Below are 13,612 nucleotides of genomic sequence, written 5' to 3' on the forward strand. Positions count from 1 at the left end.
CCTCTGCCCTCTGCCCTCTGCCCTCTGCCTTCGGATACTGATTACTGAATTACTGATTACTGGTTCAGTCCATCCCGTATCATACATTAAAGTGCCATTCATTGTGGTCGGGATGCGCACGAAACTTAGAGGGGAATGGTTCATGCAGGGAACGCTTAACGAAATTGATATCCGTAGTATCCTGCAACTGATCGAACTGGGTCAGAGGACAGGAGAATTGTTTGTCGAAACCTATTCATCATCCTTTGACCTTCGCTTTGATGGAAGCGCACTGAGTCAGAGTGCCAGACGGAATTTATCCTATCCCAATACCCCCATTCAACCCTTTTGGTTTGTCTTCTTCGTGAACGGGAAAATTGCCTATGCCGCCGATCGCAGCAGTAGTAATTTAGCACGGTTACGAGATTATCTCCGCCATTACCAAGCCGAAGTGCAACTCTCCCAATGGGAAAATTATTCACCCGCCGTCATAACCCCCGAATACGGTTGTCTCTGGCAATTGATGGAACAGCGTGTCATTACCCCACCCCAAGGCCAGAATATTATGCAACGGATGATCATTGAAACCTTGTTTGATCTATTAGGGTTACGTCAAGGGATTTTTAACTTTGAAATGGGGTCAGCCATTGCCCCCCAACTCACCACCCTCGAAATCGGCTCCTCAATCCCCCACATTATTAAACAAGTCCAACAATGGAAACAATTCCACCCCCATATCCAATCCCCCACCCAATGTCCCATCATCACCGATAAAAACCGCTTACAAACCGCCCTCCCCCCCAAATCCTACAAACATTTAATCCGGTGGACTGACGGGAAAACCTCCCTACGGCAACTCTCCCGATATTTAGGCCGGGATTTAGTGGCCATCGCCAGAGCCATCTATCCCTACGTCCAGAAAGGCTGGATTCAACTGGTGGACCGTAGCCCCCATGATTTCCGGTCTCGGACTCCCGAAAGCCCCCAAACCTCCCCTCATGTCGTCTGTATTGACGATGAACTCACCCTCAGCAAAAGCGTTGAATATATGCTCACCCCCCATGGGTATCAAGTCACCTTCCTGAGTGATCCCCTCAATGCCTTGAGTGAAGTCTTTCACCTGCAACCGGACTTAATTTTATGTGACATCGCCATGCCGGAACTCGAAGGCTATGAACTTTGTGCTATGCTGAGAAGTTCAACACGATTTCGCCATACCCCCATTATCATGTTGACCGGAAAAGAAGGATTTATCGACCGAGTGCGGGCCCGCTTAGTGGGGGCAACGGATTATCTCACCAAACCCTTTCGAGAAAGTGAACTCTTAATGTTAATCGAAAAATATATTGGTCAAGGGCAACCGTTATCCTCTCCGCCGAATTAGCTTATCTTGTAGGATGATGAATAGATAGATGCCTTGGCAATTGCAATTGGCTAAAACAGGTAGGAAGCGAGATATGAGCAAAGTTTTAGTGGTAGAAGACAGTATGGCACAGCGACAGATGATTTCCGATCTGCTCAAAGGGAGTGGTCTCACCGTAGAAGTCGCAGGGAATGGCGTAGAAGCCCTAGAACGCATCCGGGAATACAATCCCGATATCGTCGTCCTAGACATCGTAATGCCCCAAATGAACGGCTACGAATTTTGTCGTCGTCTCAAAGCAGATCCCCAAACCAAAGACGTTCCCGTCGTCATGTGTTCCTCCAAAGGAGAAGAATTTGACCGTTACTGGGGAATGCGTCAGGGGGCTGATGCGTATATAGCCAAACCCTTCCAACCCATGGAACTCATTGGCACAGTGAAACAACTGCTGCGGGGGTAGAATCCCAAAAAGCCTCAAAAAAGCCTTCTGAATAACTGCGATCTATCAGCTAGTTATAACATTGGTGCTAGATACTGGGCTAAAAAATTAAAACTGACCAGCAGAAATGACGGTCAGTTGGATGGTGGCAAAAGTTCCTCATCCAAGCGGAGAACTCCCGTTACTTTATCTGTCCTTTGGAAGGATAAGGAAGCCCCAACTACAGCGACGCAAGGAGCTTAGTTGTGGGTGAGTTCACCCACAACTAAGCTACTCCCCTTAACCCGCCCCTAACCGTCATCAACTCGTCCACCCCCTTACCCATCCTCAGATATTATGGTCGAGAATTCCGATTCTCTCTCCTCCCAAAACCCAAACGCCAACGGGGAACTCTCTCCCGATATTGAGAAGCTAGAAACGCCCGAAGGCGAGTTGCATTTACGGTTTTTTCTGCCCTCTGGGATTGAATTAGCTTTACCCGCCCCCGGTATTCGGGAAGTGATGAATCAACCCCCAGACCGCATTACCCCCATCCCCAATGCCTCTCCTCTTTTGCTGGGTGCGCTGAACTTACGGGGGCAAGTGATCTGGGTAGCGGACTTGGGGCAATTTTTAGGAGATCCGGTGGCCTTAAATACGCAACGGAGCGAGATTCCGGTCATTGCCGTTGAAGATCAAGATACTATACTAGGTTTAGCCATTGATGGTATCGGGGAAATGGACTGGTTGGACAACGAACAAATTCAACCGGCCAGCAACGTTCCCGACAGCATGACCCCCTTTATTGTGGGAGAATGGGTTCTCAACCCCAAGGAACAACAGAGCTTACGCTTGCTAGATCCCGGTAAAATCCTGCGTTCTGCCCGTTGGGCCACCTAATCCCCAAAGCTAATCCCCAAAGCTAATCCCCAAAGCTAATCCCCAAAGCTAATCCCCAAAGCTAATCCCCAAGGAGGTGGAATTCATCCAGAACTTGCGATCGCGCCCATGAAATCTAGAAGATAAAGCTATTATTATTAACGAAAAAGTTTTATAACTCGCAAATTTTTATCCCCTGTCCTCCTGACCAATCGCCATTTACCCAGAACGTTGGAGAAAGTCAATGGCCAACCCAACCGACTATATACAAGAATATGAAGAAGCAGAACGCGCCTATTTACAAGGAAATTATGAACAAGCGGCCACAATAATCGACCGACTCGCCGAAGATCACGACGACGACGCAGCCGTACAACTCCTACGGGGGCATATCTATTGTTATGGCTTCCAAGACTACACCGTCGCCCAAGAACAATACCAACTCGTCAAAGAACTCACCGATGACCCGGATTTTGTCAGTTATGCCAACAACGGCATTGAAGATGCCCAAGCCGGCTTAACCCACCCCGGCCAAGACACAGAAGACGGCATAGAAGACTTCGAGGAGTTTAGTGAAGATTTCGACAACGACCTGGGATCAGAAGACTTGGGATCAGAAGACTTGGGATCAGAAGACTTGGGATCAGAAGACTTGGGCCATGATCTCATCGACGACTTCCCCGACACCGATGCCCATTATGATGAACGGGAAGGTCTCAGCGAAGAAGACAGCTTCCCCAGTTTCACTGACGGTGAAGCCCTCACCGATTTAGACTTGAACAGTAGTCACTTTGATCACAACGAAAACGGGGCCGAAAACGGCTATCACAACAACGACAACGGAAGTCCCTTCGCTAGTGACGAACTTGACAACCCCTTTGCCGTTTCCCCTGATGCAGAAGACGAAGACAGCGAAAGTTTCGCCGAAGATATTGCCTATGATCCCTTTGCCCTCGGAGACAATGAAGACAACTCCGACTGGAACAGTGGCGAAAGTGACGAAGATGCCACCGTCTTTACCGAGTCCCCCTTTGCCACCAATGAGAACGAGGCAGAAGACACCTTTGGAGAAGAAGACTCCTTCGGGGACATGGACTTTGGTTTTGATGCCGATGAAACCCTAGGCAGTGTCCCCGAAACCAACGACCAAGGGGACTCTACCTTCGTCATTCCCCCCGATGGAGGAGACGGTGAGGAAAGCGAAGTAGAAGACGACGAGCTTCTCTTTGGAGAAGAAAACGACTTTAACTTTGATGACGAAGACTATCAAGCCGAAACCCTACTGATGTCCTCTCAAGAATTAGAGAATGCTCAAGAGGACGAAGACGAAAACTACGAAGACGAAAACTACGAAGACGAAAACTACGAAGACGAAAACTACGAAGACGAAAACTACGAAGACGAAAACTACGACACTGGCCCAGACAGTGAATTAGATTTCCCCCAAGACATGGGAACACAGGAATACGACTTCGACGACAATCTCGAAAACGTCTCCTTTGGGGCCACAGACGACGCAGAGGAAGACACTGGTGAACCGTCAGACTTTGGCTTTGATGAATTTGACGGGAGCTTCGACACAAGCGGCTTTGAAGAATTTGGCCAAGAAGCCGGAGATGACACCGACTTTGGGGATATGAACACCCAATCGCCCATCGCCGAAGACTCCGGGGGCTTTCTCGAAGAATTCGATGTCTTCAATGATGATATTGAAGATATGCCCGACTTTGACTCCTCCGCCGGGCCAGACTCCGAGATGGGTTTTGATAACTCCGCCTTTGGAGAAGACTCTGGCTTTGATTTTGTCCCGTCTGGGGGGGGAGAAGAAGTCGAAGAAGTCCCCGTCGAAGTTGAAGACGAAGCGGGCGAGGAAGCCCAAACTACCCCCACCAATTTCACCCGGGCCAAAGATCGCATCGTTGAACCCAGCGCGGAAATGAGCCAAGGGCGACTGGCATGGTACGAAAACTTCCCCCTCCGGAAAAAACACTGGTTCACCGCCGTCACCGCCGGAATTTCCTCCGCCCTTGCCGTAGCTCTGCTCTCCTTTGTCAGTTTTAGTCGGGCCCCCAGTGATAAAAAAGACGTGATTATCCCCTACGCCATGGGCTGGAACTCCCTTATGGCTTTAGTAGGCGGGGCTGTCGGGGGTGGTGTAGTGTGGTTCTTTGGCCGTACCAACATTCAACAAATTGAACAAGCTACCGCCGACCTGCAAGCCCAATTTGATGCAGTGTCCCAAGGGGATTTTAACGCCAAGGCCACCATTTACGCCGAAGATGAATTTGGCCAATTAGCCGCCGGGTTTAATGAAATGGCGCGGGTAATTTTAACCACCACCAGCGAAGCCCAACGGCGGGCCGAAGAAACGGAACAACAGAAAGAAGACTTACAACGGCAAGTCATTCGCCTGTTAGACGACGTGGAAGGGGCCGCACGAGGGGATTTAACCGTGCGTGCGGAGGTGACAGCCGACGTATTAGGGGCGGTTGCCGATGCCTTTAACTTAACTATTCAAAATCTGCGGGAAATTGTCCAACAAGTGACAGCCGCCGCTAAACAGGTGAATAAGAGTGCGTCGGATAACGAACAGTTTGCACGGGGGTTACAAAGTGACGCATTACGACAAGCTGAAGAATTAGCCGTTACCCTCAACTCGGTGCAAATGATGACTGACTCCATTCGCCGGGTTGCAGAAAACGCCCGTGAAGCCGAAGAAGTGGCTCGCTCCTCGGCGGCGGTGGCGGTGAAAGGCGGCGATGCCGTAGAACACGCGGTTTCGGGGATTCTACAAATTCGGGAAACCGTAGCAGAAACAACGCGAAAAGTCAAGCGTTTAGCGGAATCTTCCCAAGAAATTTCTAAAATTGTGGCGGTCATTTCCTCCATTGCCTCCCGAACCAACTTACTGGCGTTAAACGCCTCTATTGAGGCAGCACGGGCCGGGGAAGCTGGACGGGGGTTTGCCATTGTGGCGGATGAGGTGCGCCAGTTGGCAGACCGTTCCGCCAAAGCCTTGAAAGACATCGAGCAGATTGTGTTACAAATTCAAAGTGAGACCAGCTTGGTGATGCAGGCCATGGAAGAAGGGACACAGCAGGTAATTGAGGGGACAAAACGGGCCGAACAGGCGAAGCGTTCCTTAGAAGATATTATCCAGGTGTCGAACCGCATTGATGCCTTAGTGCGTTCTATTACGGCAGATACAGTGGAACAGACTGAGAGTACCTTGGCGGTGGCCCAGGTGATGCAGTCGGTGGAATTAACGGCCCAAGAGACTTCTCAAGAGTCGCAAAAAGTGGCATCTTCTCTACAAAACCTAGTAGGAATTGCCCGTGACTTGCTCTCCTCTGTGGAACGTTTCCGTGTTGATGACACGGAGAGTTAGGGGATAGTGGATAGTTGATATAGCGTTTTCATCAGAGTTGTAAACTGACTTGTAAGGCATTGGGAACAGGGAATAGGGAACAGGGAACAGAAAATCAGGCAGATACTGTTAGAGTAAAACCCCACGGGGTTTTACACCTCATTTGAAAACGCTAGAGTTGATAGTTGGGGAGTTATACCAATTACCGATTACCGATTACCATTTACTATTTACCAATTACCATTTACCAATCACCGATTACCAAAAATGAGTAGTTTTGGCTTGCGATCTTGGGCAATTCGCTTAGTTTCCGCCATTTTTTTGGGGGGACAAGTGGTGTTGCATTTGCTAAGGGCAAAAATTAATCAACGGAACACCCTTGAACAATGTGGGTTAGTGGGCCCTGGTTCATTAACCATTGCCCTAGTCACCGCCGCTTTTGTGGGGATGGTGTTTACCATTCAGGTGGCGCGAGAATTTCTGTATTTTGGGGCAGGGGGCGCGGTGGGGGGCGTTTTAGCGTTGTCTTTATCGAGGGAATTGGCCCCGGTTTTAACGGCTGTGGTGATTGCGGGCCGAGTGGGATCGGCGTTTGCGGCAGAAATTGGCACAATGCGCGTGACTGAGCAAATTGACGCGCTTTTGATGTTGAAAACGGACCCGATTGATTATTTGGTGATTCCTCGCATTATTGCTTGTGGGTTGATGTTGCCTGTTTTAACGCTGCTTTCTTTGGTTGTGGGGTTAGGTGGGGGTTTAGTGGTGGCGACGAGTCTTTATGGTATCCCTCGCTCGGTTTTTCTCGATTCGGTGCAAAATTTTATGGGGGTGTGGGATTTGGTGAGTTGTATTTTAAAGGCGGTGGTGTTTGGGGGGTTGGTTGCGGTGATTGGCTGTAGTTGGGGACTGACGACGACGGGAGGGGCGAAGGGGGTAGGACAGTCCACGACTACGGCGGTGGTTACGTCGCTATTGGCGATTTTTATTGTAAATTTTGTCTTGTCTTGGATTATGTTCCAAGGGACGGGTAATGCGTTGGGAAGTACGGGGGGGTGATGGGGGAGTTGAGAGTTGAGAGTTGAGAGTTGGGGAATTTAACCACAAAGACACAAAGGACACAAGGGGCTGATGGGGGAGAATAAAGAACCAATTGTTCAAAGAACCAATTGTTCCCTGTTCCCTTTTTCTCCAAGAACTATCAACTCTCCACTATAAACCGCCAATAGCCCATACAATAGTGAATAGTGCCGATTTTTCTTGCGTGAGTTATGACAACGACTAATTCATCCGCTACAGGAGGAACTCAATCGACTGAGCTAAAACCGAGTTATGGGTTGCCTTTGGTGTTGATTCTGGGTTCGCTTCCTTTGATTTTTTGGCAGCGTTGGGTTGGAGGCGCGATCGCGCTTTTCGGTCTTTTTTTACTCGTCCAAGCGGCCACGATTCGGTTACACTTCACAGAGACGGCATTAGAGGTCTATCGGTCCGGCACGTTAATTCGTCATTTTCCCTACCAAGATTGGAGCAATTGGCGTATCTTCTGGAATAATGTGCCAGTTTTGTTTTATTTTCGAGAAGTGAACAGTATTCACTTTCTCCCGGTTCTCTTTGACCCAGAAACGTTGAAAACCTGTCTTGCGCCTTTACCCCGGAAAGACTAGGGATATCGGCTTTTTGTATTCTTTTCACCTGTTGTAATCGATGACTTCTGACGACACCCACAATTCCGAACAAAATTCAGAACACAATACGAACCAGACTTCAGAGGAGAATTTACAACCTCTGCCTCCCCTGACTTCCGAACGAGTCCGTCCTTCGCAACAGCAGGCAGAGGATCAGTCTTCTCCAATTGCTTCGAGTGAGTCTGAGGTCTCTGAGGCGGATGTTTCAGATTATTGGGCGGCAGAGTCTCCGGTTTCAGAGTCTCCAGTGTCAGACTCTCCAGTTTCAGAGTCTCCAGTGTCAGACTCTCCAGTGTCAGAGTCTCCAGTGTCAGAGTCTCCAGTGTCAGAGTCTCCAGTGTCAGAGTCTCCAGTTTCAGAGTCTCCGGTTTCAGCATCGGAGACGGAGGACACGGTGGACTTAGATGCGATTTATGAACAAACCCAAGAGAGTCCCCCGGAACAAGGGATACAGCAAGAGTTATCCGCTACAGTGGAACAATTGCAACGCCGGAAACGCGAGTTAGAGGAAGAAATTACGCAGTTAGAAGCGAAACGAGAACAACTGCTCACTGAAGAAACGGCAGGGGTTCAAGGGGCCCTAGAACGGATGGTTCAAGAAGGGGTGCAGGAGTTGGAGGAGAGAAAACAAGCCTTACAAATTTCTGTGGATAAGTTGGAGCGACGGCGCGATCGCATCCGGGAAGAAATGCGAGCCTCCTTTTCTGGAGTGTCCCAAGACATTGCCATTCGAGTTAAAGGCTTTAAGGATTATTTGGTGGGCAGTTTACAAGATTTAGTGGCCACCGCCGAACAGTTAGATTTACCTGACCCCAGCGCGAGTCCTCCCCCTCCTTCCCGTAGCGAAGTCCCCCGCACTCGTCCCCAAGAGGAGACTCCTACCCCGAAGTTCGCTAAGGATACGTTTCAAGATCAACGGCGACAGGTCAGTAAAATTATTGACCAATATCGCACTATGCCGGACTATTACGGGCCCCCTTGGCAACTGCGGCGCACTTTTGAACCCGTCCACGCGGAACGAGTGCAGGACTGGTTCTTTCAAAAAGGAGGCCGGGGGGCCATTCGCTCTCTGGGCAGTCGTTTGCAAAATATTTTAGTGGCTTCGGCGGCTATTTCGATTTTGCGGCGGTTATACGATGAGCGCGTGCGGGTGTTGGTGTTGGCTAATTCCCCGGAACGCTTGGGCGAGTGGCGTAGAGGGCTCCAAGATTGTTTGGGGATTTCGCGTAGCGATTTTGGCCCCTCTCGTGGTATAGGTTTATTTGAGTCGCCTGAAGCCTTAGTTCAGAAAGCGGAACGGTTGGTGGATAATGGGCAATTGCCGATCATCGTCATGGATGAAACAGAAGATATGATTAATTTGGCTCTGTTGCAATTCCCCTTATGGATCGCCTTTGCACCGAATCCGAGTCAAATGTCGAGCTATGTTTATTAAGGGCGTAGTAACTGTTAAAATTGGAGTGGACAAAGATAGTTGTCCTTGATCCCCGTAAAGAAATTACCCATTCCGAGCTAAAGGGAAGCTATCTTTTCCAAGTTGGTTAGGTATCACTCTCAGGGGCTGTTTATACTCTCTTGCGCAGTAAAGCTGTTTAAACCTGTATTTTAGGGGTCTGCGGTGAGGCTGCTTTGGGAAAGACTGGTGATCAGATGCCCCAAACGGCAAGATATTCAGTCTTTTGAAGGGAGAGCCTTACACAGCGAGTCGGTTTCGGGAATCAGCAGAGAGACTATAAATAGGGGGTAAAGCAATGCTGTTTGAGGGCAATTGGGTTAATTTGTTGTAAGTTAGAGGGATCGTTTCGGTGGTTTGGATTATCAGTGGACTCCTGTTACTTGTTGCCTATTTATTCGGTTCTATTCCAACCGGATACCTAATGGCGCGATCGCTAAAAGGCATTGACATCCGCGAACAAGGATCGGGGTCAACCGGAGCAACCAATGTTCTGAGGACGGTGGGGAAGAAAGCGGCCTTGGCTACATTGTTGTTGGATATGTTGAAAGGAATGGCCGCGATCGCAATGGTGCATTTGTCCTATGCCATTAACTTAGGAGGTGCATTACCTCTGAGTTGGAAACCTTGGTTAGTCACCCTAGCTGGCATTATTGCCATTGTGGGCCATAGTAAACCCGTCTGGCTGAATTTTAAAGGCGGAAAATCCGTGGCCGCGAGTATCGGAGTATTATTAGTCATGAGTCCTCCGGCAGCCTTGGGAACAATTGCGGTATTTGCCGCCACTCTCTGGACATGGCGCATTGTTTCCTTGGGGTCAATAGCCGGGGCAATTGCCGTTAATGCCTTGATGATACTGTTTAATGAACCCCTTCCCTACTGCCTCTTTGCTGCCGTTGCAGGATTGTATGTTATTCTACGTCATCGCAGTAATATTGAACGACTGTTAGCGGGTACAGAACCCTCTATCGGGCAAAAAGTTACCCAAGAAGTCGAAAGTCATTAAATTAAGGGAATTTTGGGATCGAGAGGCGCGAGGAATCGCGTCTTTTTTAATAATGAATAATTAGTAATTAGTAATTGGTTGATAATTCCCTGTTCTCTTGTTCACAAAGAAAAAAGAAAAAACAACCCTTTTTTTAGTTTTTTAGGCAAACTTCCTCCTTTATCCTTCCTTCTGCCCTCTGCCTTCGGATGCTGATTACTGCTATAATAAATTCAATGAAACAAGTTCAGGCAACACCAAAATTTTATCATTTATTTTCCGGTCAGGAAATTAACAACTTAGTTCAGCATATCCAAAACTATCAGACTATCCCCTTTAAATGGTTTTATCGGGGTAAAATTATTGAGAATTGGCAACAAATTATACAGAAACAAAAACAAGCGGCTTTTAGTACCTTAAAAAGTGATGCGCGATTCCTGAAAGAAGGACTTTTGTGGATAGATAAACAACAAGAATTAACTGAACCCTTGACTATTGTTGATATTGGAGTTGGCAATGCTGAACCTGTTAAAACCTTAGTGGATATTCTCACCAAAGCGGGACTCTTAACCCAATATATTGCCATTGATATTAGCCGAGAAATGCTCTCATTGGCTGAAACTAACCTAAAAAATTGGTTTCCTGATCTCACGTTTTTGGGGTATCAAGGAGACTTGGAAACCCAGTCTGTATTAGAAATAATTAATCCTGAAAAACTTGCTCCCCAAGGTCAAAATTTATGGATTTATATTGGGGGAACAATTGGTAATAATGAAAACCGGATTCAAGTTTTAAAAAATCTTCAAAAGTCATTAGGAGAGGGGGAATATTTACTATTAACTTGTTCTCTGCGGTTTACAGACTCTCAAGACCAATATACCCTTAAAGATCATATTTCGGTTGATGTTGCCTATTATATCGCAGAATTACTGGATATTTTACCGGAAGATATTGAAATTGAAGGGAAGTTTGATCAAGCAACGAATACGTTTTTAACAAACTTGATTTTTAAAGAAGATTATCAAGTTAAAATTGAGAGTGCTGGAACACTTAAAACTGTGCATTTCCCGAAAGGTGAACGGTTTAATATTTATCGTTATTATTGTTATGAAATTGACAATAATAACAAAATGCAGTCTTTAATTGAAGACTGTCAGACAGCAGGATTAAATGTAAATTCTTACAATTTAGATGTATTACTTTCGAGAGTTATGTTAATTTGCCATAAAAATACGAACATTAATATTTAGAGTCTGCTGAAAAAGTGTTCATTTGCTTGTGAGGCAAGGAAACCGGAAACCCCGCAGGGGAACGCACCTTGGCTGAATGTTACATCTATTAACCCGTTTTATATTAACCCGTTTTAACGGGTTTCAGCTATTAGCCTTGGGTTTTAACCCAAGGCATATAAAGGTAGCATTATCTGAATACTTACCCAAGAACAAACAACAAAGAACCAATTTTAATTGTTAATTGTTTGGGGGATTTTGGGTTACGCTGCGCTTCACCCAACCTACAATTAACTTTACTTTCAATTGTTAATTGTTAATTGTTTGAGGATTTTGGGTTACGCTACGCTTCACCGGATAACTGTTCCTTGGCGGCCTTAATGGCATGGCGGACTTGTTCAAACCCAGTTCCCCCGTAACTATTGCGGGCCGAAACCACTTGTTGAGGAGAAATAGCTTGATAAATGTCCTCCTCAAAAGCGGGGTGTAATTCCTTCCACTCCTCTAGGGTTAAATCTTTGAGCAGTTTTCCAGCCGCTAAACTGGTTTTCACGACTTTGCCCACTAAATTATACGCCTCGCGGAAGGGAACGCCCTTACTGGCTAAATAGTCCGCCACATCCGTTGCATTAGAGAAGTCTTCCGCGACGGCTTGGTTGAGCCGTTCGTTGCGGAATTCTAACCCCTCTCGCATTAAAATGGTCATGGCCTCTAAACAGCCTTGAACCGTTTTTACCCCATCGAAAATGGCTTCTTTATCTTCTTGTAAGTCTTTGTTATAAGCCAAGGGGAGTCCTTTCATAAGGACTAACATTCCCTGTAAATGTCCAAAGACTCGCCCAGTTTTACCCCGGACCAATTCGGGGATGTCGGGGTTTTTCTTCTGGGGCATGATGCTAGACCCCGTAGAACAACTATCTTTGAGGGTGATAAAATTAAATTCTTGGGAAGTCCAGAGGATCAGTTCTTCGCTGAGTCGGCTGAGGTGAACTAGGATTAAACTGGCGGCACAGAGAAACTCTACAGCAAAATCCCGATCGCTGACTCCATCTAAACTATTAGCGTAAATTTTACTAAATTGTAATTCTGCCGCCGTATAATGGCGGTCAATGGGGAAAGTCGTCCCGGCTAAGGCCCCACAGCCTAACGGGGAAATATTGGTGCGTTCATACACTTCCCCTAAGCGTTCCCAGTCGCGCTGTGCCATGTGAAAATAGGCTAAAAGGTGATGGGCGAGGCTGAGGGGTTGCGCCCGTTGTAGGTGCGTATAACCGGGAATGAGGGTTTCTACGTTTTGTTCGGCCTGCTGTAATAAGACATTTTGCCATTCCCGGAGTTGTTGACGGATGGTTTCAATTTGCGATCGCAAGTACAAGCGAACATCGGTCCCCACTTGATCATTGCGCGATCGCGCCGTATGCAGTTTTTTCCCCACATCCCCCACCAACTCCGTCAAACGCCGTTCAACCGCAAAATGCACATCCTCCGCATCCACCCCCGGAGTAAACCTTCCCTCTTGATACTCAATCAAGATTTGTTCTAACCCCGTCACTAACTGTTGGCCGTCCTCGGTACTAATAATCCCCGTCTGCGCCAACATTTTGCCATGGGCAATGGAACCTTGAATATCGTACTCGATCAACTCTATATCAAAGCCAATACTGGCATTAAAGCGAGCAATGGCAGGATGTAATGCAGTTTCAAAGCGATCGCTCCAAGTTTTCGATTGTGTCATAATTTTGGTAATGGGTAATGAGTAATGGGTTGGGGGAGAAACCGGGTTTCTTTCTTATCCTCATTTTGTGCAAAATCTTAAACATTGATACAGAAACCCAGTTTCTCGCGTCTTGCACAAACAACCAAGAACCAACAACCAACAACCAACCCGCTAAGATGCCGTGAGACTGCGGAAAGCAAAACCAATGATAAAACCAATACATAACGCCCAAAGTTGGCCAGAAGCAACGAAATTGGCAAACCAAGACTGAATTTGACTAAGAATTTGGGGGTCTTCGATATCTTGGGCTAAAACTACATGATCGATGGGAATTTGTCCAAGAAACAGAATTAAAGCACTGTGTACACTACTCATACTCACACCTTGATCTCTATAACCGACTCACTGTTAGATTACATTACCGTTATCACAACCCCACAGAAATTTCTAGAAGCATCTAACCTTCTGTTTAGGCAAACCTCCTCCTTCCTTCTGCCCTCTGCCCTCTGCCCTCTGCCCTCTGCCCTCTGCCCTCTGCCC

The 13,612-nt window shown here is 47.3% G+C and carries 11 protein-coding genes; 9 read left to right on the forward strand and 2 right to left on the reverse strand.

Translation table 11 applies throughout. The features are described from left to right. The 9 genes from PN462_RS16010 to PN462_RS16050 all read left to right on the forward strand — a co-directional run. On the forward strand, window positions 1-1,363 hold a 1,363-nt coding region (locus tag PN462_RS16010; protein ID WP_272129795.1), incomplete at its 5' end, for a response regulator. 73 nt (window positions 1,364-1,436) lie between these two features. Continuing rightward, a complete protein-coding gene (locus tag PN462_RS16015; protein WP_334310466.1) occupies window positions 1,437-1,802 on the forward strand; it encodes a response regulator transcription factor in 366 nt (121 codons plus the stop codon). Window positions 1,803-2,117: 315 nt separating this feature from the next. After that, window positions 2,118-2,660, forward strand: coding sequence for a chemotaxis protein CheW (locus PN462_RS16020; protein ID WP_272129820.1), 543 nt, complete (start codon window positions 2,118-2,120; stop codon window positions 2,658-2,660). A gap of 223 nt (window positions 2,661-2,883) precedes the next feature. Then, complete coding sequence (locus PN462_RS16025) at window positions 2,884-6,027, forward strand: methyl-accepting chemotaxis protein (RefSeq protein WP_272129821.1); 3,144 nt, start codon at window positions 2,884-2,886, stop codon at window positions 6,025-6,027. Between the two features lie 246 nt (window positions 6,028-6,273). Beyond that, entirely contained in the window at window positions 6,274-7,062 is a 789-nt protein-coding gene (locus tag PN462_RS16030) for an MlaE family lipid ABC transporter permease subunit (RefSeq protein ID WP_272129822.1), read from the forward strand. A gap of 212 nt (window positions 7,063-7,274) precedes the next feature. Continuing rightward, window positions 7,275-7,667: a DUF3119 family protein gene (locus PN462_RS16035; protein ID WP_272129823.1), complete on the forward strand. Its 393-nt coding sequence runs from the start codon at window positions 7,275-7,277 to the stop codon at window positions 7,665-7,667. Window positions 7,668-7,707: 40 nt separating this feature from the next. Further along, window positions 7,708-9,123 carry a DUF3086 domain-containing protein gene (locus tag PN462_RS16040; protein WP_272129824.1) on the forward strand — a complete coding sequence of 472 codons (1,416 nt, stop codon included), beginning with the start codon at window positions 7,708-7,710 and terminating at the stop codon, window positions 9,121-9,123. A gap of 370 nt (window positions 9,124-9,493) precedes the next feature. Continuing rightward, window positions 9,494-10,147: a glycerol-3-phosphate 1-O-acyltransferase PlsY gene (gene plsY, locus PN462_RS16045; protein ID WP_272129825.1), complete on the forward strand. Its 654-nt coding sequence runs from the start codon at window positions 9,494-9,496 to the stop codon at window positions 10,145-10,147. 215 nt (window positions 10,148-10,362) lie between these two features. After that, a complete protein-coding gene (locus PN462_RS16050; RefSeq protein ID WP_272129826.1) occupies window positions 10,363-11,376 on the forward strand; it encodes an L-histidine N(alpha)-methyltransferase in 1,014 nt (337 codons plus the stop codon). A 322-nt stretch (window positions 11,377-11,698) separates the two neighbouring features. Here the strand turns inward: PN462_RS16050 and argH are convergent, their stop codons facing one another. Beyond that, window positions 11,699-13,090, reverse strand: coding sequence for an argininosuccinate lyase (gene argH, locus PN462_RS16055; RefSeq protein ID WP_272129827.1), 1,392 nt, complete (start codon window positions 13,088-13,090; stop codon window positions 11,699-11,701). Window positions 13,091-13,243: 153 nt separating this feature from the next. Continuing rightward, on the reverse strand, window positions 13,244-13,447 hold the full coding sequence (locus PN462_RS16060; RefSeq protein ID WP_272129828.1) for a hypothetical protein: 204 nt from the start codon (window positions 13,445-13,447) through the stop codon (window positions 13,244-13,246). Window positions 13,448-13,612: the final 165 nt, after the last annotated feature.

This window comes from Spirulina sp. CS-785/01 (genome assembly GCF_028330525.1).
Taxonomy (GTDB): domain Bacteria; phylum Cyanobacteriota; class Cyanobacteriia; order Cyanobacteriales; family Spirulinaceae; genus JAQMSD01.

Bases quoted from the DNA above. Each gene is read 5' to 3' on its own strand.
- PN462_RS16015 (WP_334310466.1), top strand. From the start codon at position 1,437: ATGAGCAAAGTTTTAGTGGTAGAAGACAGTATGGCACAGCGACAGATG.
- argH (WP_272129827.1), bottom strand. From the start codon at position 13,090: ATGACACAATCGAAAACTTGGAGCGATCGCTTTGAAACTGCATTACAT.
- PN462_RS16050 (WP_272129826.1), top strand. From the start codon at position 10,363: ATGAAACAAGTTCAGGCAACACCAAAATTTTATCATTTATTTTCCGGT.
- PN462_RS16040 (WP_272129824.1), top strand. From the start codon at position 7,708: ATGACTTCTGACGACACCCACAATTCCGAACAAAATTCAGAACACAAT.
- PN462_RS16030 (WP_272129822.1), top strand. From the start codon at position 6,274: ATGAGTAGTTTTGGCTTGCGATCTTGGGCAATTCGCTTAGTTTCCGCC.
- PN462_RS16020 (WP_272129820.1), top strand. From the start codon at position 2,118: ATGGTCGAGAATTCCGATTCTCTCTCCTCCCAAAACCCAAACGCCAAC.
- PN462_RS16035 (WP_272129823.1), top strand. From the start codon at position 7,275: ATGACAACGACTAATTCATCCGCTACAGGAGGAACTCAATCGACTGAG.
- PN462_RS16025 (WP_272129821.1), top strand. From the start codon at position 2,884: ATGGCCAACCCAACCGACTATATACAAGAATATGAAGAAGCAGAACGC.
- PN462_RS16060 (WP_272129828.1), bottom strand. From the start codon at position 13,447: ATGAGTAGTGTACACAGTGCTTTAATTCTGTTTCTTGGACAAATTCCC.